Source organism: Serratia aquatilis, assembly GCF_044865145.1.
Lineage (GTDB): Bacteria > Pseudomonadota > Gammaproteobacteria > Enterobacterales > Enterobacteriaceae > Chania > Chania aquatilis.
Genome location: NZ_CP173186.1, coordinates 2,626,176 through 2,651,599, shown reverse-complemented (window position 1 = coordinate 2,651,599; position 25,424 = coordinate 2,626,176). Strand labels below are relative to the sequence as shown.

The following is a 25,424-nucleotide window of genomic DNA, read 5'->3' as shown; positions in this document are numbered from 1 at the left end:
AACTTTAACGTGGCCCCAGCATACCAGCAAACTTAATCAGCGATCGCCGGCAGGTGGTAAACCACGCAGTCATATTTTATATTCTCACGCCGTCCATGCTGCGTAGCGCCCAGTGATTCAGCCAGGCGGCGGCTTGGTGTGTTCTGCTCGGCTACCGGGTAGATAAAGTAAGGTGGCTGATAACGCTCGCTGGCCCACTTTGTCATCGCGTGCAGCATTTCGCGGCCATACCCCTTTTTATGCAGACTTTCTTTTACCCAGATACCCAGTTCCGGTGTCTGGCTGTGCAGATTGTGTATTCCCCCCATACCGACGAACTCTCTAGTGTCGCGTAACCGGGCAACAAAGAAGATTTCTTCACCCTCACGGATCAACGGCAGCCAGCTTTGCCAGATATTGGCAAAGGCTTCTGGGGATTCTTCTGGTTCAAAGGTTAAAAAGCGTGTCAACGTTGGGGTTATCGCCTGGTAAACATCATTGGCGTCTGCTGCGGTAAATGGGGCAATCAACAACCGAACGGTGTTCACATGGCACTGAGTAAGGTCACTGTGGATCATTATTATTACCTCGCTGTTCAGGCCCAATACGGTGAAAATCCGCCCCTCATTACAATTAGGGCGGATCATCGATATTACGTTGATTGGCGGCAGATGCGACCTATTTTTTCTCCAGGGGTGGTGCTAGCAATAACCGATCATGTCCTCCAAAGGTCATGGTGCCCAAACTTAGCACCGAAACTTTCAGCCCAGAATGGCCAAGTTGACGGTATTCCATTGTTTAACTCCTTACCTTGGTTGCCCTAGATTTTTGAGGGGGCTTCTTGACTCATACCTTTTGACGGATTTCATTTCCCGCCTCCGCCCCGAGCGTAAAACTGTCTAACACCGCCAATAAGGCGATGATAGCGATAAAAGCCAGATGGAAATCGGCGAGTTGCATGCCGTCACCGGTCTGTGGCAGCAACAACTCTGCCAAACGCAGTGACAGTGCACAGGCGAAAATGGTTGCAGCATTCAGTAATCCGTTGACTACCAACGTAGTACGGAAACGATAGAGAATAGCAGAGGTAAATGGCTTCATAACCAGATTACCGGCAAATACGGCCAGCACTAACAAACCGGCGTCGAAGGCGTTCAATCCAAAACCAATCTGGGACATTAAGGGCAGCAGGAAAGGCACTGCACCAATTGCAATACGGAACAGCGTCCCACCGGTAATAGTGACGGTGTAACTTTTTATCCTCATTGCCCATACTTCTGCCAACGGAAAGGCATTGATCAAGTCGGATTTAGCGGTGCTTCGTAATACTACCATTCGGCCTACAGGCACCATCAATGCACCGCCAAATCACTTCCTTTGGGTCCAATTTTTCTGGTAAAACGTTACACTCGGTACAAGCTTGAGAAAAATAAACGGTTAATACGAGAGGGAATTTATGAATTATCAAGTGGCACCTTTCTGGTTCTATTCAGGGAAAGTTTTCCTGTTGGTATTCTTTGCTGTTGGCTTGGCTTTATTGGGTATCACTGCTCTCATTTTCTATGGATTACTGTTTGGGGTCTTTTTCCCGGTGATTATTTCAATGAGGCTGCATCGATTAAAAGAGAAAAGCCTGGTCGCGATCCCGAAAGAAATGTCGCAATGGACGGTCTACGTGCAGGGCATTCCAGTACAGGAAACTCGCAGTTCGTTAACCAACCCCTGTTTTGCCATTCAAGAACATTTGCGCACCTTCTTTATGCGCGCATTTATAAGCAAATTCATCATTCAGGCAATCGCATTGCTGATGCTGGTTGTACAAATGAGGCAGATATACAGCGTTTGGCTGTTGAGCATCGGCTTGCTAGCCGCCGTTTGGCTGATAATAAAATGTGTAGACACCGCCAAAACTCTGGTCGAGGTGATGAATCAGCGATGGCTGCTGGATGAAGTACAAGGCAAAACCGGATCTGTCTGGTATCGTGCTGGATTCAGCAGAAGAGGGCGTTCAATGACCGCGTTGGAAACCTTGCTGAAGCTGACATAACATTGCCCACTTACGATTTACGATTGGTTTTGAGTTTCTGTTGTCGCACGGCGTGGTCAACCTTTTGGTTATAGGATCATTATGTTTATCGGTGTGATGTTTGCCCTGGCGGCTGGATTAATGTGGGGGTTGATCTTTGTTGGCCCGGTGATGGTGCCGGACTACCCAGCGGCGCTGCAATCAACCGGGCGCTATTTGGCTTTTGGGCTAATCGTTTTGCCCCTGGCATGGTTGGATCGCCGCCGCCTGCGTCAATTGCTGGCTAAGGATTGGCTGGAAGCGTTGAAACTTACTGCCATCGGTAATCTATTGTATTACCTGTTTTTAGCCAGTGCGATCCAGCGTACCGGTGCACCGGTATCTACCATGATTATCGGTACGTTGCCGGTGGTGATTTCTGTAAGCGCCAATCTGTTTTATGGCCATCACGATGGCCGACTCGCATGGCGTAAATTAACCCCTGCAATGTTATTGATTGCGGCTGGGTTGATTCTGGTGAATGTAGCGGAATTGCGCAGCAATAGTGGCCCGGTAGATATCTGGCGCTACTCCAGTGGCGTCGGCCTTGCTCTGCTGGCGGTCGTATGCTGGACCTGGTTTCCTTTGCGCAATGCTTTGTGGCTGCGTAAAAATCCAGGTAAAAGTCCTGCTACCTGGGCAACGGCACAAGGGCTCGTGACCTTGCCATTGGCACTACTGGGTTATTTATTGGTGTGTGGGCAACTGGCACTGACACAACCTCAATTCGCTTTGCCGTTTGGCCCGCGCCCTGAAGTGTTTATTCCTTTAATGATAGCCATTGGTGTGCTGTGTTCCTGGCTCGGTACATTATGTTGGAATGAGGCAAGCCAACGTTTACCTACGGTGCTGGTTGGCCCATTGATCGTGTTCGAGATACTGGCCGGTTTAGCCTACACCTTTATGCTGCGTAACGCCTGGCCGCCGTTACTGACGCTATGCGGTATTGCCTGTTTGATGATTGGCGTTGTCTACGCTATGCGTATCAAGCCTGAACCAGTGGTTATGCCGTTGGCAGAAGTGCGATAAGCCAGAAACACGGCTACGGTTTTACCCGTAGCCGCCATCAATTAACGTTTGCTGCGCTGGATGATCTCTTCGGCCACATTACGCGGAGCTTCCGCATAGTTGCTGAACTCCATCGTATAGGTGGCGCGGCCTTGCGACATTGATCGCAGAGTCGTGGAATAGCCGAACATCTCGGACAGAGGGACTTTGGCATGGATCACCTTGCCACCACCGCCTGGAATATCCTCCATACCCTGAACCATACCGCGGCGTGAAGACAAATCCCCCATAACGTTACCCGCGTAGTCCTCCGGCGTTTCAACCTCTACCGCCATGATCGGCTCCAGGATCACCGGGCTGGCTTGGCGGCAGGCCTCTTTAAAGCCAAAGATCGCCGCCATCCGGAAAGCCTGTTCCGAGGAGTCGACATCGTGGTAAGAACCAAAGGTCAGACGCACTTTGACATCGACCATCTGGTAACCCGCCAGTACACCATTGTTAAGGGCTTCCAGAATGCCTTTTTTCACTGCGGGGATATACTCGCCGGGGATCACCCCTCCTTTGATCTCATCAAAGAACTCAAAACCTTTTCCGGCTTCGTTCGGCTCCACCGTCAGCACCACGTGGCCGTATTGGCCTTTACCACCGGACTGACGCACAAATTTTCCTTCCACGTCGGTGACTTTCTTGCGCAGGGTTTCACGATAGGAAACCTGCGGTTTCCCGGTGTTGGTTTCAACGCCAAACTCGCGGCGCATGCGATCGACAATAATCTCCAGGTGCAACTCACCCATACCGTAGATAATCGTCTGCCCAGAGTCCTCGTCGGTGCGCACGCGCAATGAAGGGTCTTCAGAAGTCAGGCGTTGCAGCGCAATCCCCATTTTTTCCTGATCGGCTTTGGTCTTGGGTTCAATCGCTTGCGCAATTACCGGTTCAGGAAACACCATGCGCTCCAGAGTGATAATGGCATTCGGATCGCACAACGTATCGCCAGTAGTGACATCCTTCAGGCCAACGCAGGCGGCAATGTCACCGGCATGCAACTCATCCACTTCTTTACGGTCGTTGGCGTGCATCTGCACAATACGGCCAATGCGCTCCTTTTTCCCTTTAACCGGGTTATACACACTGTCACCTTTGACCAGAATGCCTGAATAGACGCGTACAAAAGTCAATTGGCCGACAAACGGATCGGTCATCAGTTTGAAAGCCAAGGCCGAGAATTTCTCGTTGTCGTCAGCCTTGCGAATAACGATCTTGTCGTGCTCGTCATGGCCCTCCATCGGCGGCACGTCCAGCGGTGAAGGCATCAGTTCGATCACTGCGTCCAGCATGCGCTGGATACCTTTATTGCGAAACGCTGACCCACACAGCATCGGCTGGATCTCTCCGGCGATGGTTCGGGTACGTAACCCTTGAACAATTTCCTCATTCGTCAGTTCGACCTGATTGAGGTATTTGTCCATCAATTCCTCAGAAGCTTCTGCCGCAGCTTCAATCATCTTGTCACGCCACTCGTTGGCGATCTCCATCATTTCGGCAGGGATCGCTTCAAAGCGGTAGGTCATGCCCTGAGTCGCGTCGTCCCACAAAATGGCCTGCATGCGGACCAGGTCCACCACTCCGGTGAAATGCTCTTCAGCACCAATCGGTATCACCACTGGCACTGGGTTGGCTTTCAACCGTTCGATCATCATTCGCCGAACGCGGAAAAAATCCGCACCGGTACGGTCCATCTTGTTGACGAAAGCCAAACGCGGGACTTTATATTTATTGGCCTGACGCCAAACGGTTTCTGATTGCGGCTGCACGCCACCCACTGAGTCATACACCATCACTGCACCATCCAGCACGCGCATTGAGCGTTCCACCTCGATGGTGAAGTCGACGTGTCCTGGTGTATCAATGATATTGATTCGATGCTGAGCAAAATTATGCTCCATGCCGTTCCAAAAGCAGGTGGTTGCCGCAGAGGTAATGGTGATACCGCGTTCCTGTTCTTGAGCCATCCAGTCCATGGTGGCGGCACCGTTATGGACTTCACCCAGCTTATGGCTGACTCCGGTGTAAAAGAGGATCCGCTCGGTCGTGGTGGTTTTACCGGCATCAATGTGCGCCGAGATGCCGATATTGCGGTAACGTTCAATAGGTGTGGTACGTGTCATAATCAACCTTTCTTAGCCGTATGGCGTGATGTTCTGACAGTAGAGTAAATAAGGACAACCCGTAATTGTGTACTAGACCGTGTCCCTTAACTGTCCGTGGTGCCGTCGCAGACCCAAAAGCCCATTATCAAGGCGGAGGGCGCAGGGCAGAGTGGCCGTCTGTTCAAGCCCGACAACGCAGAAGATGGGCTTTTTGGGGCGCGACCCGCAGGGATGGGGCCATTTGTACGCAGTGCTGTCGTTATTGAACGATGTCTGTAATAGGCAAAAGTACAAATCAAAGCTAGCCTGACATCGCTTTCACATGCTGTTGGTAGGTTGTTTAATTTCGGACATTTAAAATCAGAATAACACCTTTTGTTAAAAGGACCCGTCATGTCTGCATTCCGTGTTCTGTTTTTGCTGGCTGTTGCAGTACAAATGCCTGCACATGCCAAGCATTCTCGCAACACAGTCCCGGTCAAAGGCACTATTGAATGGCAACCCTGTAGCAGCCTATCCTTTCGGCACTGGTTCAATGACGTGCCTCCACCAACCGCTTTACAGTGCGGTTATGTTGAAGCGCCATTGAGCTATCAGAATACTTCCGGGCAGGCGGGGCATACTGTACGGCTGGCGCTCACGCGGCTGCCCGCCATGGGTGCCAGGAAAGGTAGCGTGGTAATTGTTCCGGGTGGCCCTGGTCTGCAGGGGATCAACCCGCAGATTGCCGAAAAGGAAGCCGCGCGGAAATTGCAAAAGTCCTACGACATTATCGGTTATGACCCGCGAGGGGTGGGGCAGTCAAAGCCCAAAATATCCTGCCAACTGACAGAAAGCGAAGAGACCCTGTTACCGGATGAAAATGATATTTCCGGGATTGAACAGCAGGCGCGTAACACGGTTGATGCATGCATCAAACAGACGGGAACCGATGTAGTACAGCACATTGGTACTCACGAAGCGGTCAACGATCTGGATACCATTCGCCAGGCGTTAGGTGAACGCGAATTGACCGCCGTGGCCTATTCTTATGGTACCAAGGTTGCCCAGCTATACGCTGAACGTTTCCCGAAGAAAACTCGGGCGCTGGTACTGGATGGCGTGGTGGATCTGACGGAGGATGAGTTTACCCAGCGTATCAATCAGCAGCGGGGTTTTCAGCAAAGCTTTCTGCGTTTTGCTGACTATTGTCAGAAAACCGGCTCCTGCCAGTTAACCAGCGAACCCAACAAAGCTATTCAGCTCTTTCATGGGATGTTATACAAATTGCACGATGCCCCCTTGGTCACCCAATCTGGCTACGAGATCTCTTCGGAAGATGTGGTGACACTGACCCGCAATTTATTGCCAAAGCGAGAACGCTGGCCTGAGCTGGCTAGTGCATTGCGTAAAATCGATTCTGGCACGGCTGACAATCAGGAAACCGAACTGATCGACGAAAACTATAGCCCGTATACCGACGATGCTCGGATGGTGATCACCTGCGCGGATACGGCAAGACCAGATGCAGATAAACAGATGCTGCGCAGACAGAGCCAGCAAATCAATACTGCAGCCTCGTTTCCCAACTATCTGCCATTACATGAATATCCCCTTGATACCTGTGATTTCTGGCCTTATCCAGGTAAATATGCGCCACATACTCCGGTTCTTTCTGCCGCACTACCGCCGTTGCTGTTCGTTGCCCAGCGTTATGATCCTGTTACGCCTTACCGCAATGCCCGCCAGATGTCCGCTGCATTCAGAAGCCCCCTCATCACCCGCGAAGGGGATGGGCATACGCTGGCTCTAACCGGCAGTAACCGTTGCGTAGATGAGGCAGTGGTAGACTATTTGCTGAGGCCGCACAAACTCCGCCGAGACAGAAGTTGCCACTGAACATTCGGTTCAGCGGCTGAATATGTGAGCCTGACCAAGAATATTGAGGCTAACGCTGGCGCCGGGATAGATCGCCCCTCGGCTGATCGCCTTAATTTCCACGGTCTCATCACTGTCGGCCATCAGCAGACTGAGGGTGGAAACAAACCCGGCAAAGTCGATACTGGTGACCGTTGCCTGGCGCTGTTCCGGTTGCGGAGAAAGCCCGATCTGAATCTGTTCCGGGCGCAGCATGATGCGAGCAGGGCCACTGCGTAGACTATCGTCAACGGCAACTCGGCCAAGAACACAGTCTGCCCAACCCTGCTCCAGATGAGCAGTCAACACCAGTGTTTCCCCCAGGAAAGTGGCTGTGGGTTCATCAACCGGGCGCAGGTAGAGCTCTTGTGGATCGCCAACCTGCACCAAGGAACCATTACGCATTACGGCAACCTGATCGGCGAATGACAGTGCTTCGGCCTGATCGTGCGTAACCAGAATCGACGCAACTTTAGCTTCAGCCAGTAACTCTGCAACCGCCTTACGTGTCGCTGCGCGCAGTCCGGTATCCAAGGCTGAGAAAGGCTCGTCGAGCAGCATGAGCTTTGGCTGTTGCGATAATGCTCTTGCCAGCGCCACTCGCTGCTGTTGCCCACCAGACAGTTCATGCGGCCACAGGGAAGCCAAGCGACGATCCAGTGCGACCATATCCATCAACATGTCGATACGGTGCTGCTTTTGCAGTTTACTGCCTTTCAACCCGAAACCAATATTGCCCGCAACGTTGAAGTGGGGAAACAGAGCACCATCTTGCGGTACAAACCCAATCCCACGCTGATGTGCCGGGACCCATGATTTATGGTCAACCAGAGGGAGACCTTGCAACATGACTTGGCCACAATCCGGTACTTCAAATCCGGCAATAATACGCAGCAGTGTGGTTTTTCCTGAGCCTGAAGGGCCAACAATCGCGGTGCGGCTGCCTTCGGCCACGCTCAGGTGAATCCCCTCAAGTACTTTAATCCCATTATAGGATTTACCAATATTTTGCAGTTCAAGCGTGCTCATAGTCCTGCCGTACGTTTAGATTGCGAATATAAAAGCCAGGTCAGCGGCAGTGACAGCACCACCATGATCAGCGCATAAGGCGCGGCGGCAACATAGTCAATTTCGCTGGTTAATGCCCAGAAACCGGTTGCCAGCGTCCGGGTACCGGTAGGGGCGAGTAGCAAAGTCGCAGTAAGCTCATTGGTTATTGCCAGAAAAACCAGCGCTGCACCAGCTGCTGCGCCTGGTGCAGCCAACCGCAAGGTGGTACTCAGCAAGGCCTGAAAGGGGGTTCGTCCAAGACTACGAGCTACATTTTCCAGTTCAACCGGTGCCTGAGCGATCCCAGCCCGTAAATTGATCAGAGCCCTAGGCATAAACATCAGCAAATAGGCCAACAGCAGGGTGATTTCTGTCTGATATATCGGCCGGAAAGTGTGGATGGTGATAGTCACCAAAGCTAACGCAACAACAATGCCTGGCAACGAACTGGTGACATAGTTGCATCCCTCCAAGACCCGGTAAAAACGGGTAGGGTAGCGAACCGAAAGCCACGCCATAGGGATGGCACACAGTGTGATAATAATGGCACCACTGGCAGCCAGCGTCAGCGTTTGCCGAACCGCAGGCCAAAGATCGCTATTGTGCCAAACATCCCATCCCCCCAGATATAGCCAGCGTGCCAGAGTTATAAACGGCACCCCTAAAGCAAGTACGGTCAATCCCAGAGGTAGCAGTTGACAAAGCAGGCCAATGCCTGGGCTGAGAGGATATGGCGCTTTTCGGCGCGCACTCCCTGAGCCCACTCGAGCATAGCGTGCCTTGCCACGGCTTGCCGCCTCCACCAATAAAAGCAAAAGACAGCACAATACCAGCACACCTGCCAGCATATTGGCCGCTGGGCCGTTAAAAGTAGACTGGAATTGATCAAAAATGGCCGTGGTAAAGGTATCAAAGCGGATCATGGCGTACAGGCCGTACTCTGCCAGCAAATGCAGCGCCACCAGTAGTGATCCTCCCCAGATGGCCAGTTTTAGCTGTGGCAGAACAACCCGGAAGAAAACTGCCAACGGGCGAGTCCCGAGTGAAGTTGCAGCATCTTCAATCCCGGGATCGAGACGGCGCAACACGGCGGAAACGGGCAGGTAGATAAACGGGAAATAGGCGATCACTGAGATAAAAATGCCTGCGGCCAAACCGTGCATAGAAGGCCACAGGCTGATCCAGGCGTAGCTTTGAACAAATGCTGGCACCGCTAATGGTGCGGTAGCCAGTATCGACCAGACGCGGCGCCCCGGTAACTGGGTACGCTCGGTCAGCCACGCCAAAGCTACGCCAAGTAATGTGCATAAAGGCAGGGTGAAAACCACCAGTAAAAGGGTATTAGTCAGTAATTCCCCAACGCGAGGCCGGAAAACTAAAGTTTTAACCGTCTGCCAACCGGTGTCGATAGCAACACCAATCACAAATCCCAGCGGCAATAGCGCCAACAGCGACAGCAGCAGGGCGCAAATGACAATCCACAGCCCAGGCCGTTGTTGATACCGTCGGCCAGGTGCTGCCTGGGCGGTTAGTAATGAATGATTTGACATGACGGAAAAAATACCCTTGCACTATACAATCTGCCTTACAGCAGGCCTGCTTCGGTCATCAGTTCGACCACTTTTTTGCTGTTTAGCTTAGAGGGTTCAACCTTGGGAGCATTCAGTTCTTTCAGCGGCACCAGCTTAGGGTTGGATGCTGCGCCAACACCGACTGCGTATTCAAACGCGGTGTTGGTACGCAAAATTTCCTGGCCCTGTTTACCGGTGATCCATTTGACAAATTCCTGTGCCTGTTGTGGATGCTTGCTTGAAGCCAGAACACCACCACCAGATATGCTGACAAAGGCACCCGGATCCTGCTGCTGGAAATAGTGCAGCTTGATATTTTTACTGTTTTCGCCGGTCTTGGCGCCATCAACAAACGGGTAGTAATGATAAATTACGCCACTATCGATCTGGCCAGCATTAACCGCCTTCATCACGGTGCTGTTACCTTTATAGGCTGTGAAATTGGTTTTCATCGCTTTCAGCCATTCCCGTGTGGCCTGTTCACCTTTCAGCTCCAGCAACGCACTGACAATAGCCTGGAAATCAGCACCTGAAGGGGACACAGCCCAACGGCCTTTCCACTCTGGTTTCGCTAGATCCAGCAAAGATGCGGGCAACTGTGCCTCACTGATTTTGGCCGGATTGTAGACGAAAACGGTGGAGCGGGCGGCTATGCCAATCCAGCGACCATGTTCTGGACGGTACTGCGGTTCAACTTGCGCAGCAGTCTCCGCATTCAATGGTGCTAACAGCTTGGCATTGTCAACCAGCACCATGGCAGGGGAATTCTCGGTCAGAAAAACGTCTGCCGGTGAAGCACTGCCTTCTTGTACCAACTGGTTACCCAATTCACTGTCGCCGCCATTACGCAACGTCACTTTAATACCGGTGTCTTTGGTAAAGCCTTCTACCCAGGATTTCACCAGATTCTCGTGTTGAGCATTGTAAACCACCAGGCCAGGTTCATTGCTGGCAGCGTTGGCTGAAAAAGTGAGCATCATTGAAGAGGCAAGTAGAGTAAAGGGAACGAGGGAAGTGACGTTCAATTTCATACCGTAATCCTTATTGAAAGCAAAAATTTTCTGGTAAGCAAAAACTGCACGATTGTATCCAATAACATCAGGAATGATAGTGAAATTGATTCGTATTAGAGTAAAATAACCACTGTTTTCCCAAGAACTGTTGTCGTCCGGAAGTAATCGACTAAAAAAACAGAAAACTCCTAATAGGGCACCTTCATGCCACTAAGCAATCGCCCTGATTGCGGTTCAGTGATGAGCACGCCCGAGGCTAGGAGCAATTTTGCTTCAGGAGTCCATCTGTGACAAGCCTAATCTGCGCATTGCCTAGTGCAAACGCCTACGGATCAGACAAGTGGGGCAGTTTTTTAACTCTGAACGCGTAACCAGAGAGGGATGGTAAATCGGGTTATACCCGTAGCGTCGCCGTCAAGATGCAGAGGTTTACTCGGCCTGTGTACGCGCTGGTGCCGCTTAAATCTGGCTAGTTGGGATTATTAGGCTCACCCAGCGGGCAACACAAGCGCTGTTCAAATCGGTTAAACCAATTTTTCTCTCGTATGCCGCCTACCTGCACCTCGCAGTAACTTGGGTATAGGCTTATGCAGTGTGCTTGGTGGGGATACAGATTTTTCCATTAATAATATGAGCATCACGCTGGATCCATTCATTAACTTTGTTAACACTGGTCTTTTGCGAATGCGCAAAGGACTTGATATCTCCATCGCACTGTTTGTATATAAATTCTTTAACGCTGGTCAATACACGGCTTTCCATGCTGTTTCAATTCCCTATGTGTTAATTGTTAAATCCAATCTCAATTTTGCTTAGGAATATTCTTAAGTTTATGTTTTTCCTATAATTATACAGAGCTAGTTTAACACAAGGTGTCAAAGGCAGGAATTAACTTTAATGCAAAACTACATTTGATAGTGAGACTGCTAGATACGTCGCATTTATGGTCATGGGATAGGTTTTAACTGCGACTAGCTGCACAGATATTTCTTAAATATAACCTCAACGAGCTGCAAATTATCGCAAGTTGTCAGTTCTGATAGGCTTATAATGCCGGCGAAGTATATATGCAGTATCTCGTTTGGCGAGGCTCCTATACAAACACAGGTTACTGATCTGACGACATCGAGAGATGCCCAAGGTTAAGACAGGCTTTATCGGATTAAGGTTTAGCCCAAAGTAACTTCTGAAATGTTTTTCAGATACGTTGTATAGTGCTAAAACCTGGACGCGGAGATAGGCAGTCTGCACTCCCTCTTTGGTTAACGCCCCTATGCGATTCACTGTTGAAGTCAAACAGAAATAGGGACTAACATGATTAAATCACTTCCATACTCATCAGCGATGGCGGTTGCCCCAGCAACGTTGCATGAAGAATCATCCGTTGCCAGCTATATGAGTGATAATTTCATCACCGTATGCGGCAATATGTCTGTGAATGAGGCGAAGAACTACTTCCTGTCACAGCTGAAAACCGATGAAATACCCAGTCAAATTTTCATTACTGCAAACGATTATCATCTTCGTGGCATGCTGTCGGTAAAAAAACTGCTGCAATGCCAAGAAGGTGACCGGTTGTTGGCCTCAATGATGAATCATACCTATTTCCACGTTTCACCGGATGACGATCGAAATGACGTTGCTCATTTATTGGGTAAGGGTGGTTTGGATGTAGTACCCGTGGTGGTTAATAAAACGTTGGTGGGTATATTGGGTGAAAGAGAAATTGCCCGACTGATCGAGGACGAATATACCGAGGATGCACAACGTCAGGGGGCCAGTCTGCCACTGGACAAACCCTACCTTGAAACCAGCCCTTGGGCATTATGGCGTAAACGTGTTGCCTGGTTGCTGATGTTGTTTGTAGCAGAGGCCTATACCGGCAACGTACTTAAAGCGTTTGAGGAGCAGTTGGAGGCGGCTATCGCATTAGCCTTCTTTATTCCATTACTGATCGGTACCGGGGGCAACAGCGGTACACAAATTACTTCAACATTGGTGCGGGCAATGGCATTGGGCGAGGTTAGCCTGCGGAACCTTGGCGCAGTGATCCGTAAAGAAGTGAGTACTTCATTGTTAATTGCTGTCACTATCGGGGTAGCGGCCTGGATACGCGCTTGGATAATGGGCGTAGGTATGGATGTGACGTTGGTAGTCAGCCTGACGTTAGTGGCAATTACCATCTGGAGCGCTATCGTTTCCTCGATCATTCCAATGTTGCTGAAAAAGTCAGGTATCGATCCAGCAGTAGTATCTGCACCGTTTATCGCCACTTTTATTGATGGCACTGGCCTGATTATTTATTTCAAAATTGCTCAGACTGTTCTGGGAATATAATGAATAACCACGGAGGTACGTCAACACAATGGACACTTTTTCAAGTGTATTTTTAACCACAGAGGTCGTTATCGATTAAGTTTAATAGAGGATAGAATTATGGGAAACATGATGATTTTTATGGGATTCTTGGCTTTCGTAAGCTCCATGGGGTTAGTTGCAGCCTACATGAGCACCAGATGGGATGACTAATGAACGAAAAAGATCCGCCTAGACGCATCCTCCCCGTAAGATCGTCACTCATTGCGGGGGGGATTATATAACAGCAATAGACTGGCGGTATTCACCGCGCGTGATAATTATGATTATTCTTATTATTGGCTTGCTTTACGCTATATTGATGATTTCAGTAGGTGTAAATGAGATTTATTTACACTCCACTGGTCAATCCGAATTCCTTTCCTGTTTGATGCTGACATTTTCTGGGAGCATGCTACTCCTCGCTTTTATCTGGCAATTTTCCTCAAAAGTAAAAACTGAATATCCACTTTGAACATGAGCAGTGCTATGCAAAATGAAAAGCAAACCGTTGCCAGAAACTCGATGATTGCCAGCGGGCTTTTGGCGTTGGGTAAATTTATCGCAGGCATATTTACCGGCAGTATCGGCCTGATATCCGAAGGTATCCACTCCTTTACCGATTTTATTGCTACCAGTATTACCTGGTTGGCCGTTCGCGTCAGTGACAAACCTGCAGACGACGACCACCATTTTGGTCATGGCAAGGTGGAAAACCTGGCCGCACTTTTTGAGGTATTACTACTGTTGTGCGCAGCAAGCTGGATTTTCTACCAAGCTGTTAATAGCTTGCTGGGTGAATCGCACCAGATTGTTGCCGCCCCGATAGTAATAGCGGTGCTGCTGGTGTCTATCGTGGTTGACTTTTTCCGCGTCAAAGCGTTAAACCGTGTGGCCAAAGCTACGGACAGTGCCGCCTTAGAAGCAGATGCGCTACATTTCTTCTCCGATATGCTTTCTTCTGGCGTGGTGCTACTGGGCATGGTTTTTGTCTTGTTCGGCTTTGATCGTGCAGATGCATTGGCAGCGTTAGTAGTAGCCTGTTTTATCCTGTCTGCGGCCTTGAAACTGGGCAAGCGCTCGTTTGATTCGCTGATTGATACAGCCCCAAGCGGGACGCGGGAAGATGTTGTGGGGCTACTGCAAGATTTTCCCGCGATCTTATCCACGGAAAATATTCGCCTGCGCAGTGGCGGGGCCAAGCTGTTTATTGAAGTGAGTGTTGGCGTATGCCGCACATTACCGCTCGAGCGGATCAACACACTTAAGCAAAGCATCACCACCAAGCTTGAGCAGCACTTTGGTAATTCTGAAGTGAGGGTGATCGCCATACCGCAAACCAGAAGCGATGAGGATATGGCGACCCGCATTCGTATTCTCGCTGCTAACCATGGTGCGACAGTGCAGAATTTAGCGCTACAACAGTTGGCTGACCGGATGGCGGTCGGCATGGATCTGGTGGTTCCAGCCAATGCGACTGTGGAGCAGGCTCATGACATTGCCTGTGAGTTGGAAGATGTTCTTCGCCAGGCATTGGGGGATAATACCGAAATAGAAACCCACCTGGAGCCACAAGCTGCGAACTGGTTGAGCAGCCAGGATGTAGCAACGGGTGAACTATCGCAAATCCAGCAGGCACTGACGGTATCGGCTGAAAATTGCGGATTGGTTCAGGACATACATGACATTCGTGCACGTGAAACGTCACAGGGAGTAATCGTTAATTTTCACTGTCGCGTACTGCCTGCTTTGTCGATCTGTGCTGCTCATCAGGCCGTTGACGCTATTGAACGGCAATTGAGGATGCAATTCCCGGCGGTATCGCGAGTCGTGGGGCACGTTGAGCCGTTGTAATAAATCAAGGCGCAGCACGCTGCGCCCTTGAATGCCTGAAGATGAGATCTAGATCTGAGAAAATCCGCCATCTACGGTTAGTTCCACACCGTTGACATATCTTGCATCATGGGAAGCCAAAAACAGTGCCGCGCTGGCAATTTCTTCAGGCTGCGCCACATAGCCCAAAGGCACGACCTGTGCCGCATATTCTTTGAAAGCCTCGATTTGCGCCTCATTCATTTTCAAACTGTTTTCTTGGATTGGTGTGCGCGTAAATCCAGGGCTAAGAGCATTGACACGGATCTTTCGTTCTTTTAAGTCGTTGGCCCAAGAACGGGCGAAAGAACGCACTGCCGCCTTTGAGGCATTGTAAAGGCTGAGATTCTCCATACCTTTGTGAGTCTGGTCTTATTCAGTTGCAACCCGATGGTACTCAATTCACCATTTCCCTACGGCGCGCTGATTTAGATAGCCGTTTCCCAGGTTTGCTGGATGCAGTACTTCTCGCGTCGAATACAGGTCCGGCATAACAACTAACGCCGAACAGTATTGCTTAAGGGTGAGACGAAGGAGAGGGGGAGACTTGCATTACCAATGCTGGCAAATCAGGAGGCGACTTACATCGCCTCCTGATTTGCCAGGTTTATTGTTCACCTTCCAGGTCAGGATCTCGGGCATGCTCAAGTAGATCTCCCGGTTGGCAATCGAGATAACGGCAAATAGCCTCCAGCGTGGAAAATCGTATTCCCTTTACCTTGCCTTGTTTTAACAGTGACAGGTTTTGTTCGGTGATACCTGCCGCCGCCGCGAGCTCCTTCGACTTGACCTTGCGTGCGGCCAGCAATACATCCAGCCTGACGATGATTGGCATAACGGTATAACCTCAAACGAACTGTTGGTTTTCACAGTGCAATTCACTGGCTTTTTGCAAAATACGCGCGATAACGGTAATGCAGGCGGCGAAGAAGAGCGCAACGATATTTCCTGAATCAAAACCGATAGATACGATACGTTGCCCGACGGGTTCTTGCAGGGTTAACCAGTAGCTGAGCAGCGGCTCACACAGCAATTCCAGAATTGTCCAAATCGCTACGCACTTGCCCATCTTGCCTAAATGCTGGGCGGCAATGCTAGAGAAATACGCCCGCTGACCATAGGTTTTAAACAACAAACGCAAATGATGAAGCCCTAACGCAAGCGCCAGTAGTGGCACGCTTGATATGACGATACCCCCGGCAATTTGCCACCAAGGGAAAATGTTCAAGTCAGCACCAATATTACCGATCAACCGATTTGAAAGTGAGAAACTGAAACCATTGCCGGCATCGATTGAAGCGACGTAGGGCGATAACCAATAGGCTGCATTCAGCAACAGCATGGCGACAAGCAGACATAAAGTCATCATAGCCATGCGTTGGCTATAGCTGGCAAGCCGGTCTAGTGTCATAAGAACCTCGAGTTACTGGGTGGAAGTTGTACTAACCTTAGACAATAAATCACCTTAAAACAATAAAAAATTATCGTTTTACATTAATTTTAAGAAATTGACCGGCTCAGGCATTTGCCTGAACGCTGAACGAAGCGGCGGTTTTGAGCCAGAAGAAAGCGCCCGCGATGTTTTATTGCAAGCAACAGCGTGTTTCTAGGATTAATAGACTATTGCACTTTCCAGGTTGTCATTATAATCACTGCCATTGTTAATCAGGCGGAGCGATGTTCATTGCTCCGCCTGTTGCGTTTATCGCCAACTCCACGCTGAGCATGTACGGATATGATGAAGTTTTTACCGATCTTTCTGTTAACTTTCTTGTTTTTTGGGCTGCCAATGGCCCCATTGGCTAATGCTGCAACTCAGACAGCTACGGTTGAACTCAGTGCGCAAGATATTACTACTGCGCTGAAAAGCTATCAAAAACAACTAGATACTCTTAAACAACAGGTATCCAAAGCCAGTACGGACAGCCAACTGACCAAACTTTTTGAAGCCACGCAGTCGCTGTCTGCCGGGGCAGAGAAACTGGCGGCTGATTTGCAACCGGCCCAGGAGAAATTGCAGGCGCAGCTCGACGTTCTCGGCCCGCCGCCTGAAGCAGGAGGAATGGCGGAAACGGCCAGCGTAGTGCAACAGCGTAATACGCTCAACAACACCAAGAAACAGTTGGATGACGCAGTAAAACGCTCCCAGGCGATCAGAACCGGTGCTCTCGATTTGGGGCAGCAAATCAACGATTTGCGCCGCGTAGCATTCAAATCACAACTGGCACTAAACACCGGCAGTATTCTCAGCACTCAATTTTGGTCACCAAAGGCCGATCCGCAGTCAGAAGAACAAGTTCGCTTCAATGAATTCAGCCAACAACTGCAAGAGATATGGCAGGGCAGTTGGCAGGAAGAGTGGCGTTACGGCACCCTGGTATTGATCATCGTGGCTATTGCTATCTGGTCACTAGGCCGTTATCTGGTCGAAAGTTTTCTGGCGTGGCTCTGCATCCGTTATTTTCCCGATGGCCGCTTGCGGCGTAGCTTTATGGCGCTAGCTACCGCATTGATTACGTTGTTCGGTACTACCTTTGCACTGAGTCTGGTTGAAAGCGCATTTTCTCGTGCTCAGCCTTTTCCGCCGCAGGTGCAAGACTTTGCCGAGGGTGTTATGCGGCTGGGAATTTTCTGTGCACTGATAGCCGGGTTAGGGCGGGCGTTTCTTTCCCTCAACCGACCTTCATGGCGCCTGGCACCACTGAATGATGCCATAGCCAGCGGCATGCGTTTTTTTTCACCGCTGTTGGCGATGTTGGCGCTGGCCTTTGGTTCAGTGGAGTTGGTCAACAATGTGATTGGTGCCAGCCTGGGTACCACTATATTGGGTAATGGGTTGGTCGCGGCGTTGATGGCCATGGTGCTGCTGGCAATACCGCTGCGGGCACGCCACATTCGTCGGCAGCTTGAACGACAGGAAGCGCACATTGAGAAACGGTCTACGCTGGAAGGAATTGTACACATCCTGATTATGTTATCTGCAGTGGTGATATTGTTCTCGCTGCTGATCGGATACATCTCTTTCGCCCGTTTCCTGACCTACCAACTGATCTGGATAGCTCTGGTTCTGATGGCGTTCTACTTCCTGGTACTTTTTGCTACCGATCTGTGTGCAGCCGTTTTCTCGCCGCATACGGCCAGTGGCCGAGCATTGAAGAAATCCCTGAACGTCAGAGATCGTCATCTGGAACAACTGACTATTATCTTCACAGCCATTGCCAAATGTTCGTTGCTGTTGCTGATGATTGTTGCACTGATTAGTGGTTCATTTGGTACCACCACGCCTAATACACTGCTGCAGAAGATCATTACCATTCTGAGTGGCGAAGGGCTGAAAAGCCTGCATATTGTGCCCGGTAAACTGCTTGATGCGGTAATCTGTCTGGTGATTGGTAGCTATATTCTGCGTGTTACCCGGCGTTGGTTGAGCCATGAATTGCTGCCAAAAACCATCTCCGATATCGGTATCCGTGCTTCACTAATCACGTTGTTCACCAACGTTGGTTACGTGCTACTTATTCTTATCACCCTGGCAACGTTAGGGATCCAGTGGAACAATCTGGCGTGGATAGTGAGTGCATTGTCGGTAGGTATCGGTTTTGGTCTGCAGGAAATCGTGAAGAATTTCATTTCCGGGTTAATCCTGCTGACGGAAAGACCGGTAAAGGTCGGGGATATGATCGGTATCGGCGGCGTTGAAGGGGATGTGCGGCGGATTAACGTGCGTGCCACCGAGATCCAGCTTAGCGACCGCTCAACCATGATCGTGCCTAACTCTCAGTTGATCTCACAGAACGTTCGCAACGCCACCATGGGGAATGCGCAAGGGGTAGTGACTATTGCACTGACATTCCCGATTGATATCGACCCGGAATTGGTGCGTGATATCCTGCTGAACGCCTACCGGGATTACGAGTCCATTCTCGAAACGCCTGCGCCTTATGTACGCTTCAGCCAACTTGGCCCAGAAGGCATTATCCTTAGTGTGACTGGCTATGTAGCCAGCCCACGTTTGGTTGGCTCAACCAAGAGTGATTTGCTGTTCAACATTCTAAGATTGCTGCGAGAGCAACAAGTGAACCTTTCTAGTCCACAAGAAGTGGTGTTTATGAAACATCGGGAAAAAAAACTTGCCGATGAAGAAGAGCATTCTTCCTGAGGGTTTTAAAAAAGCAATGTTGACCTGCGATTTTTAACCAGCAAACACTCAGGGCGATATTTATCGCCCTGAGTGTTTGGTTTCATCTTAGGCGGTTGCGGTACAGTTCCCTGATAATAAGCAACGAGCTGGATTCACTTCATTGCCAATGAAGTGGGGGGACTTTGCACCTAATGCAAGAAACGGGAGGGGTGTCATAAGTCACTAACATATTGATTTATTGAGAACTGGTGATAGCTTGTGAAGTTTAATGATTGCTGTAGTCAATTTAACATAATATACATTATGCGCACCTATGTAGCGGTACGTGGAATCTGGCTATCCGAGGTCTGCCTAATTACTGGCGGAAGCTCTGCCTATGGGGCATCCAAGCACTCTGTAGATCTCAGAAATAACCTGCATCGTTGCGTCTTCGATCATTCCTTCATTTCTGCATAAAACCCAGTTGTGATCTGCAATTTCTCGCTCGAACGCCTTGGTACAAGCGACATGATCTTCCAGCTTATGAATCACTGTACTATTTAGCCCACGCGTTCGGGCCGCGGCCCTCGCCCATGAAATATCAGGTGCAGTAACAACCCCGACATGCAGGTCTGGCATTTGCACGTTTCGTTCAATGTTAAGCTGTAAAATCTCTGCAAATGGAACCATCCGGCGAAATGCAGCCTCCGACGGGTACCAACGATCCATCAAGATAATGCTGTCCGGTGGCTGTTTAGTCAGCACGTGCCGGGAAATCCAAGCACGGCTATCAGCAAAGCGCTCACAAACCTCCAATTCCAAATCCAGGGAGGGATTTCTGGCGAGCCTGTTAACGAGGGCCATTGTTTCCCTCCTGTAGGGATCGTTTTTTTTCTCGCAAAGTCGGATCACCTTCTTGTTGTCTGCCCTTAGTACTTTCGCAATGGCCTCCAACAGCGTGGTTTTGCCGACTCCCTTGGGCCCATCCAGAGAAATAAACAGCGGACGACTCATTCTTGAAATGACGATTGATATACGGTTTTTGTAAAGCTCAAATCAGGCAAAAGCATCTTACTTCCTTCGTGTGTCGTGTGGTTCGTCAATTACAGACGTTTATGGTCATTGCCCATATGCTGTGACCTGCACGCTGTAGTTTAAGGGATCCGCTTAGAAAACGGAAAACATCCAACGTTAGCTTTCAAACCCAGTCTGAAAAGATGACCTTACTACCCTTTTCTCTTCAAAATTCGGAATAAAAAGTGACATTTAAAAACGGGATCAGAATGACATTTTAAACTGGGATAGACAAATTAGAATCTGGCTATCTGGCGCTGTCTTGGGGGCGTCAAAAAATAATGACTTGATGAGTCCTCAGAAAATTCAACTGTACAGATACCGGTGCACCTGCACCGGTGAGCTGATTCAGATTGATGGCCGTGACCATGACTGGTTTGAAAGACGCGGACCAAAATGCACTACACTGGTAATATGTAGATGATGCTACCAGCAAAATGTGAGAGAACTCCGAAAAGTGTCTAAATCAGCGCTTTATTCAAATTACTAATGACGTTAAAAATCTAATAATTTACACCTCGTTCTTTTGAGGAATGGCATTTCCATCAAGCCTATGATCTAACCAAGGCCAGTTAAGCCTGTTTCAAAGGCAAAGCGAAATAGATCCGCATCCCTTGATATTTGAAGTTTACGCATCGCACTGGTTTTTTGAGAACTGACAGTTTGTTTAGTTCGCTTTAACTGGTTCGCGATGTCATTTACAGTCATCCCCGATACATACAATCTGATAACCTCCGCTTCTCGCCTTGTCAATTTATGATTAGCGGTTCGTGAAGTCATGTTACTCCCCAAATCTTGCGCCACTGATTTGAAGTGAGGAGAAATATAAGTAGCTCCAGCATAAACAGCATGTATGGCTGAGATGAGATGACCAATATCCTCAGCCTTATTCAACACTGATCCCACGCCTAACTTGAGTATTTCGCTAACAATAGCAGGGTTATCTATAATCGTGAAAACGATAATTTTTAATTCAGGGTGATGCCGTCTTAAGAAAGAGAGCATCGCCATACCGTCTCCCGCAATACCCCCTGGCATAACATAGTCAGTTATCAGTACATCGCAATTAACCTGGTTTAATAAATCAAGAACCTCTGTCGAGTCGCTAGCCTTTCCGACAATATTTAGCGTACGAATTGTTGATAACTCATATGAAATACCTGAGAGTATTGCAGGATGATCGTCAGCAATAACAATATTAATATTCATAATTTATCCAATCAATAATGATTATCCTCATCACTTTACAAGTTGCAGGAAGTTGACAACGTTCCTGCAACGCCAAGTACATTGGCAAAATTTCACGAAATTTATCGCTCAGACTTGTTCATATCATCCATTAACCAGCTACTTAACATTCCTGTACTTCCATAGGCTTTTATTACGGCCAGATAACTGTCGAAACGGTATGAAACTTCGTTGACACGATTATTGTTGTAATCACTTTCGGCAATCAGAACATCAAGTAACGTTCGACGACCAAGGTGATACCACTGATCAAAAAATGCCCCCTTCACTCTTTCCGTTTCCTTGATCAGGTCCACATAAAGATCTGCCCTTGTCAATAACGTATTGGCATCCTGCACCGCAGCGCGTGCTTCAAACTCAAGATCCATTTGCTGCCTTTCCTTATTCTCCAGTTCGGCTTCTGCTCTCAACAGCGCAGCCTCACGAGCCGCTGTAGATGAGCCACCTCGGAAGATAGGCCAACTGACTGTTACCATGGTCTGCCAAGGATCTTGTCGACCAAAATCATCCTTACCCGTTGATTTAGTCACGACCCAATTGATCTGTGGTTTCTCAGCTGCGCGTAAAGATTCAGCATGAAGCCTTGATGCCTTTGCCTCTGCTTCAGCCTGCAATAATGCAGGATGATTTTGGGCCGATGACAGCAATTTATTCAGCTCAATATCTGGTAACGTAAATTTAATATTTTGCGGTATTCTGACCCGGTTATTACCAATCAGCTTACGCAGTTTTATTTCAGCATCGCGCTCACGGGCCTGCCATGTATCTCGGCTGGCTTCTGCCTCCAACAATCTGGCACGCGCCTGAACAAGCTCACTGGCACGCCCAGCATCCGTAGCCACTATGCCAGCCAGCATATCAACCAACTGCTTCATACGTTCAACGTATTGCTGGCTGATAATGTACACTCGGTTCGCCTTCTCTTTCTCAAGAATAGTACTGGCTACGTCCTGGGCCAGGACTTCCACGTTGGCCATATATTTCTGGATCGCCGCTGTTCCAAGCTCTTTTCGGCTATCTATCGTTTTCTCCGTGCGCCCCCAGTCGTACAACGTAGTCGTCATATTCAGATTGACTGCCTGAGTGGTTGGATTAGTATTGCGCCCCAATGATTTTGAACGAGAATTAGCACTCACATCGATTTGTGGCCAGCGTTGCCCTTCCGCCTCACGCACATCAGCATTTGCCGCCCCCAGTTCTGCACTGGCCTGTTTTAGTGTGGGGCTGCGTTCAATAGCCTGTTTTAAAGCCCCGGCCAAAATAGCTTTAAGTGCGTTGCTATCCACTGCAACACGCTCGCCGTCTTGACGATAAGTCTGTGTTTGACGTGCCGCATACGCACGTGCAGAGGAAGGCTCTGCAGGCTTAATTGTTTCTTTAACTACTACTTTCTTAGCTGGTGATAATTTCTGGGCTTGCTCCGCAATTTGACGATACTCACCAAATGTGCCACGCAATTCGGTACTCTTGGTTTTTTCCGAAGATGAGAACAAACTCCATGATGAAACCTTGCGAGGTTCATCTTCCGCCGCCAATAGTGCAATATCACGCGTATTAGGTTGAGCATGCAGAATAGATGAGTAAACCATCCCAGAACACAGTAGAAGCTGCATTGAAGCATTCAACATTAATGTACGAGGCATTGTTGAAACATGTTTTATTTTAATTGGCTTCATTACTTATTATCTCTCGCGGAATGCTTCTCTTGCTTTAAATATTGGCTTAAGCAAATAATCTAAAATAGTTTTCTCGCCCGTACGTATTTCTACCGTAGCCGTCATGCCGGGAATAATAGGCAGCCGCTTACCACCAGATTCTAGCCAACTGGTATCAGTTAGTACTTGCACTCGATAATAAATGGCATCGGGGCGGCCTGCAGCTAATAGGTTAAGTAACGATGTCCGGTGGGTGACCAATATCAACGCCTGGTTTTTAGTAGCGTTATTCAGGCGCGCCATAAAAATGGCTTCAGTTTGCGTATCCATAGCGCTCGTTGGTTCGTCCAGTAGCAGAATTTTTGGTCGCGCCAGCAAACTGCGCGCCAAAGAAACCAGTTGACGCTGTCCTCCAGACAATCCTTCACCCATTTCACCGATAGGAAGGTTGATCCCCATAGGGTGTTTTTGCGCAATCTGGTCCAGCCCTGTCAGTTGCAAAACGCGCAACAGTTCATCTGTAGAGGCATCTGGACGACCGATCATAATGTTTTCGCGCAGCGTACCGTAGAACAAACGGGCTTCCTGACCCACATACCCCACGGTGGCACGCCAATCTGCCGGGTCAACCTGTGCAACATCGATACCACCGATCAACATCTGCCCCGCTGTCGGTTGATACAGGCGAGCAATCAGACGCAGTAACGTCGATTTACCACTACCTATTTTGCCCAATATTGCTACTCGCTCGTTGGGAGCGATTGAAACATTGATATTCTCGAGTACTGGCTGATTGGGTTTATCCGGTGGTGCTGGATAAGCGAATTTAATCCCTTTAAGCTCCAACCGCCCCTGAAGTGAAGGTAACGGCAAATATTTTTTATTAACTTCACGATCGAGCGGCATATCCATCAGGCGGTTCAACGATATCAGAGCGGCTTTGGCTTGCTGGAAACGTACCGCTAACCCTGCTACCTGAGTCAAGGGGGCTGTTGCCCGCCCAGCCAGCATCACGGTGCCTATCAGGGCACCCTGTGATAGAGAACCATTGCCAATTAAGTAAACGCCGAACACCACAATAATTACCGTCTGCAACTGCTGCAGGAAAGTCACCAGATTCAACGCGGTGCTGGTCAACTGGCGTGATTTCATCGAAGTACTGGCGGCCGCCGCACTGAAAGCCTCCCAACGGCGCGTCATATAACCTTCGCCACCCACAGACTTGAGTGTTTCCATACCTTCGATAGACTCTAGCAGCACCCCTTGTTTCAGCGAAGACTCCCGCAGGTTTTCACGCATGGTACGCGCCAACGGCCACTGGATAAGCAAGCTGATCAGTACGATGCAAGGTATCATCAACAGTGGTACCCACCCCAGCGGACCGCCAATGGCAAAAATCACGCCAACAAACAGCAGCACAAAGGGCAAATCGGACAGGGCAGCCAACGTTGCGGACGTAAAAAAGTCGCGTACCGATTCAAATTCGCGCAGTTGGTTGGCAAAAGCTCCGGCAGAAGGCGGTTTGTGCTCCATACGCACTCCCAGTGCCTGACGGAATAGCCGGGACCCTAACACCAAATCGGCCTTTTTAGCCGACATATCTAACAAACTAGCCCGGATATAGCGTGTTATCGCTTCAAAACACATGGCAATACCCACACCAATAGCAAGAGACCAAAGCGTTACATAAGCCTGGTTTGGAACTACTCGGTCATAGACGTTCATCGTAAAAAATATGCTGGCCAACGCCAGAATATTGACAATAACCGCAGCAAGAGCTGCGCTGCGGTAGTAACTGCGATAACGCCACAATGTGCTGAACAGCCAATGCCCGGCTGAGTGCGGGGTCTCTTCTCCCGCACGAACATCGATCTGCGCACTGGGCTTAACCAGGATGGCATGCTCTGAATACCAGTTTGAGAGTTCCTGTTGGTCGATCTCTATCGGTGAGTCGACCCCGATCTCTGGCAGAATGATCTGGAAACGCAGTTTACCTTCTTCATCACGCCGTGAACCCAGAAGAATAGCCGCCCCACGATCTTTACGAAGCAAGATGATAGGCATCAGATGTGAGGAAAACTCATGTGCGCGACGACGAACCATGCCCGCAGTAAGAGCTGCGTTGCTTAGTGCGCTAATGGCCTGAGACGGAGTAAGTTGGTTACCTTTAGGTAACCCTGCGCATAGGCTTTCGACACTCCTGGGAGATCCCTGGTATTCGCACATCCACAGCGTACATTCAAGTAGCGTATCCACAATTCGTTCAGGCGGCGGAAGAGTAGATGAGTTTTCACTCTGATCAGGATGATCTTTTTGAGACTGTAATTTAAATTGTGTAATTGCCTGTTTTTGATATGTTCTTCCTGAC

The 25,424-nt window shown here is 49.3% G+C and carries 19 protein-coding genes, 2 pseudogenes and 1 riboswitch; of the genes and pseudogenes, 7 read left to right on the top strand and 14 right to left on the bottom strand.

All coding sequences use genetic code 11. The features are described from left to right. Positions 1-32: 32 nt before the first annotated feature. Both SAQUA_RS11890 and SAQUA_RS11885 read right to left on the bottom strand, forming a co-directional pair. On the bottom strand, positions 33-557 hold the full coding sequence (locus SAQUA_RS11890; RefSeq protein WP_380675124.1) for a GNAT family N-acetyltransferase: 525 nt from the start codon (positions 555-557) through the stop codon (positions 33-35). A gap of 268 nt (positions 558-825) precedes the next feature. Further along, positions 826-1,272: pseudogene (locus SAQUA_RS11885) on the bottom strand (hypothetical protein); the annotation flags it as partial. Positions 1,273-1,435: 163 nt separating this feature from the next. On the opposite strand from SAQUA_RS11885, the gene SAQUA_RS11880 reads away from it, so the two are divergent. Both SAQUA_RS11880 and SAQUA_RS11875 read left to right on the top strand, forming a co-directional pair. Next, positions 1,436-2,026: a hypothetical protein gene (locus tag SAQUA_RS11880; RefSeq protein ID WP_380675122.1), complete on the top strand. Its 591-nt coding sequence runs from the start codon at positions 1,436-1,438 to the stop codon at positions 2,024-2,026. An 81-nt stretch (positions 2,027-2,107) separates the two neighbouring features. Further along, a complete protein-coding gene (locus tag SAQUA_RS11875; RefSeq protein ID WP_380675120.1) occupies positions 2,108-3,073 on the top strand; it encodes a DMT family transporter in 966 nt (321 codons plus the stop codon). Between the two features lie 41 nt (positions 3,074-3,114). Here SAQUA_RS11875 and fusA read toward each other — a convergent pair whose 3' ends face one another. Further along, complete coding sequence (fusA, locus tag SAQUA_RS11870; protein ID WP_380675118.1) at positions 3,115-5,220, bottom strand: elongation factor G; 2,106 nt, start codon at positions 5,218-5,220, stop codon at positions 3,115-3,117. A 375-nt stretch (positions 5,221-5,595) separates the two neighbouring features. On the opposite strand from fusA, the gene SAQUA_RS11865 reads away from it, so the two are divergent. Beyond that, positions 5,596-7,080, top strand: coding sequence for an alpha/beta hydrolase (locus SAQUA_RS11865; RefSeq protein ID WP_380675116.1), 1,485 nt, complete (start codon positions 5,596-5,598; stop codon positions 7,078-7,080). A 9-nt stretch (positions 7,081-7,089) separates the two neighbouring features. On the opposite strand, the gene SAQUA_RS11860 is transcribed toward SAQUA_RS11865, so the two are convergent. The 4 genes from SAQUA_RS11860 to SAQUA_RS11845 form a co-directional block, all read right to left on the bottom strand. Beyond that, the gene (locus SAQUA_RS11860) at positions 7,090-8,127 is read right to left on the bottom strand and encodes an ABC transporter ATP-binding protein (RefSeq protein WP_380675114.1); all 1,038 of its coding nucleotides are present in this window, start codon (positions 8,125-8,127) and stop codon (positions 7,090-7,092) included. Next, on the bottom strand, positions 8,124-9,698 hold the full coding sequence (locus tag SAQUA_RS11855) for an ABC transporter permease (RefSeq protein WP_380675112.1): 1,575 nt from the start codon (positions 9,696-9,698) through the stop codon (positions 8,124-8,126). Before SAQUA_RS11855 ends, SAQUA_RS11860 begins: the two co-directional genes overlap by 4 nt. Positions 9,699-9,733: 35 nt before the next feature. Next, positions 9,734-10,699, bottom strand: a complete 966-nt coding sequence (locus tag SAQUA_RS11850) for an iron ABC transporter substrate-binding protein (RefSeq protein ID WP_380675990.1) — start codon at positions 10,697-10,699, stop codon at positions 9,734-9,736. A gap of 618 nt (positions 10,700-11,317) precedes the next feature. Beyond that, on the bottom strand, positions 11,318-11,494 hold the full coding sequence (locus SAQUA_RS11845) for a hypothetical protein (protein ID WP_380675110.1): 177 nt from the start codon (positions 11,492-11,494) through the stop codon (positions 11,318-11,320). 307 nt (positions 11,495-11,801) lie between these two features. Continuing rightward, a riboswitch (M-box (ykoK) riboswitch) is annotated at positions 11,802-11,975 on the top strand. 71 nt (positions 11,976-12,046) lie between these two features. On the opposite strand from SAQUA_RS11845, the gene SAQUA_RS11840 reads away from it, so the two are divergent. The 3 genes from SAQUA_RS11840 to SAQUA_RS11830 all read left to right on the top strand — a co-directional run bounded on the left by SAQUA_RS11840 (position 12,047) and on the right by SAQUA_RS11830 (position 14,941). Continuing rightward, the gene (locus SAQUA_RS11840; protein WP_380675108.1) at positions 12,047-13,069 is read left to right on the top strand and encodes a magnesium transporter; all 1,023 of its coding nucleotides are present in this window, start codon (positions 12,047-12,049) and stop codon (positions 13,067-13,069) included. A gap of 99 nt (positions 13,070-13,168) precedes the next feature. Beyond that, positions 13,169-13,261 (top strand): protein MgtS, encoded by a 93-nt coding sequence (gene mgtS / locus SAQUA_RS11835; protein WP_380675106.1) that lies wholly within the window; start codon positions 13,169-13,171, stop codon positions 13,259-13,261. Between the two features lie 315 nt (positions 13,262-13,576). After that, entirely contained in the window at positions 13,577-14,941 is a 1,365-nt protein-coding gene (locus SAQUA_RS11830) for a cation-efflux pump (RefSeq protein ID WP_380675104.1), read from the top strand. A gap of 48 nt (positions 14,942-14,989) precedes the next feature. On the opposite strand, the pseudogene SAQUA_RS11825 reads toward SAQUA_RS11830, so the two are convergent. From SAQUA_RS11825 to SAQUA_RS11815, 3 genes and pseudogenes are all read right to left on the bottom strand, one after another. Further along, positions 14,990-15,301 (bottom strand): annotated as a pseudogene (locus tag SAQUA_RS11825) (SDR family NAD(P)-dependent oxidoreductase); the annotation flags it as partial. A gap of 265 nt (positions 15,302-15,566) precedes the next feature. Then, a complete protein-coding gene (locus tag SAQUA_RS11820) occupies positions 15,567-15,794 on the bottom strand; it encodes a helix-turn-helix domain-containing protein (RefSeq protein ID WP_380675102.1) in 228 nt (75 codons plus the stop codon). A 12-nt stretch (positions 15,795-15,806) separates the two neighbouring features. Then, a complete protein-coding gene (locus SAQUA_RS11815) occupies positions 15,807-16,370 on the bottom strand; it encodes a DUF2975 domain-containing protein (RefSeq protein WP_380675100.1) in 564 nt (187 codons plus the stop codon). A gap of 324 nt (positions 16,371-16,694) precedes the next feature. On the opposite strand from SAQUA_RS11815, the gene SAQUA_RS11810 reads away from it, so the two are divergent. Beyond that, positions 16,695-19,118, top strand: a complete 2,424-nt coding sequence (locus SAQUA_RS11810; RefSeq protein ID WP_380675098.1) for a DUF3772 domain-containing protein — start codon at positions 16,695-16,697, stop codon at positions 19,116-19,118. A gap of 333 nt (positions 19,119-19,451) precedes the next feature. On the opposite strand, the gene SAQUA_RS11805 is transcribed toward SAQUA_RS11810, so the two are convergent. The 4 genes from SAQUA_RS11805 to SAQUA_RS11790 all read right to left on the bottom strand — a co-directional run bounded on the left by SAQUA_RS11805 (position 19,452) and on the right by SAQUA_RS11790 (position 25,312). Then, positions 19,452-20,093: a dTMP kinase gene (locus tag SAQUA_RS11805; protein ID WP_380675096.1), complete on the bottom strand. Its 642-nt coding sequence runs from the start codon at positions 20,091-20,093 to the stop codon at positions 19,452-19,454. A gap of 618 nt (positions 20,094-20,711) precedes the next feature. Continuing rightward, a complete protein-coding gene (locus SAQUA_RS11800; protein WP_380675094.1) occupies positions 20,712-21,362 on the bottom strand; it encodes a response regulator in 651 nt (216 codons plus the stop codon). A 101-nt stretch (positions 21,363-21,463) separates the two neighbouring features. Continuing rightward, positions 21,464-23,077: a TolC family protein gene (locus SAQUA_RS11795; RefSeq protein ID WP_380675092.1), complete on the bottom strand. Its 1,614-nt coding sequence runs from the start codon at positions 23,075-23,077 to the stop codon at positions 21,464-21,466. A gap of 6 nt (positions 23,078-23,083) precedes the next feature. After that, complete coding sequence (locus SAQUA_RS11790) at positions 23,084-25,312, bottom strand: type I secretion system permease/ATPase (RefSeq protein ID WP_380675090.1); 2,229 nt, start codon at positions 25,310-25,312, stop codon at positions 23,084-23,086. Positions 25,313-25,424 lie beyond the last annotated feature (112 nt).

What these genes read in the sequence shown, in the direction of transcription:
- SAQUA_RS11815 (WP_380675100.1), bottom strand. Translation starts at nt 16,370, where the DNA reads ATGACACTAGACCGGCTTGCCAGCTATAGCCAACGCATGGCTATGATG.
- SAQUA_RS11855 (WP_380675112.1), bottom strand. Translation starts at nt 9,698, where the DNA reads ATGTCAAATCATTCATTACTAACCGCCCAGGCAGCACCTGGCCGACGG.
- mgtS (WP_380675106.1), top strand. Translation starts at nt 13,169, where the DNA reads ATGGGAAACATGATGATTTTTATGGGATTCTTGGCTTTCGTAAGCTCC.
- SAQUA_RS11830 (WP_380675104.1), top strand. Translation starts at nt 13,577, where the DNA reads ATGCAAAATGAAAAGCAAACCGTTGCCAGAAACTCGATGATTGCCAGC.
- SAQUA_RS11880 (WP_380675122.1), top strand. Translation starts at nt 1,436, where the DNA reads ATGAATTATCAAGTGGCACCTTTCTGGTTCTATTCAGGGAAAGTTTTC.
- SAQUA_RS11875 (WP_380675120.1), top strand. Translation starts at nt 2,108, where the DNA reads ATGTTTATCGGTGTGATGTTTGCCCTGGCGGCTGGATTAATGTGGGGG.
- SAQUA_RS11890 (WP_380675124.1), bottom strand. Translation starts at nt 557, where the DNA reads ATGATCCACAGTGACCTTACTCAGTGCCATGTGAACACCGTTCGGTTG.
- fusA (WP_380675118.1), bottom strand. Translation starts at nt 5,220, where the DNA reads ATGACACGTACCACACCTATTGAACGTTACCGCAATATCGGCATCTCG.
- SAQUA_RS11810 (WP_380675098.1), top strand. Translation starts at nt 16,695, where the DNA reads ATGATGAAGTTTTTACCGATCTTTCTGTTAACTTTCTTGTTTTTTGGG.
- SAQUA_RS11865 (WP_380675116.1), top strand. Translation starts at nt 5,596, where the DNA reads ATGTCTGCATTCCGTGTTCTGTTTTTGCTGGCTGTTGCAGTACAAATG.
- SAQUA_RS11800 (WP_380675094.1), bottom strand. Translation starts at nt 21,362, where the DNA reads ATGAATATTAATATTGTTATTGCTGACGATCATCCTGCAATACTCTCA.
- SAQUA_RS11860 (WP_380675114.1), bottom strand. Translation starts at nt 8,127, where the DNA reads ATGAGCACGCTTGAACTGCAAAATATTGGTAAATCCTATAATGGGATT.
- SAQUA_RS11840 (WP_380675108.1), top strand. Translation starts at nt 12,047, where the DNA reads ATGATTAAATCACTTCCATACTCATCAGCGATGGCGGTTGCCCCAGCA.
- SAQUA_RS11845 (WP_380675110.1), bottom strand. Translation starts at nt 11,494, where the DNA reads ATGGAAAGCCGTGTATTGACCAGCGTTAAAGAATTTATATACAAACAG.
- SAQUA_RS11850 (WP_380675990.1), bottom strand. Translation starts at nt 10,699, where the DNA reads ATGATGCTCACTTTTTCAGCCAACGCTGCCAGCAATGAACCTGGCCTG.
- SAQUA_RS11820 (WP_380675102.1), bottom strand. Translation starts at nt 15,794, where the DNA reads ATGCCAATCATCGTCAGGCTGGATGTATTGCTGGCCGCACGCAAGGTC.
- SAQUA_RS11795 (WP_380675092.1), bottom strand. Translation starts at nt 23,077, where the DNA reads ATGAAGCCAATTAAAATAAAACATGTTTCAACAATGCCTCGTACATTA.
- SAQUA_RS11805 (WP_380675096.1), bottom strand. Translation starts at nt 20,093, where the DNA reads ATGAGTCGTCCGCTGTTTATTTCTCTGGATGGGCCCAAGGGAGTCGGC.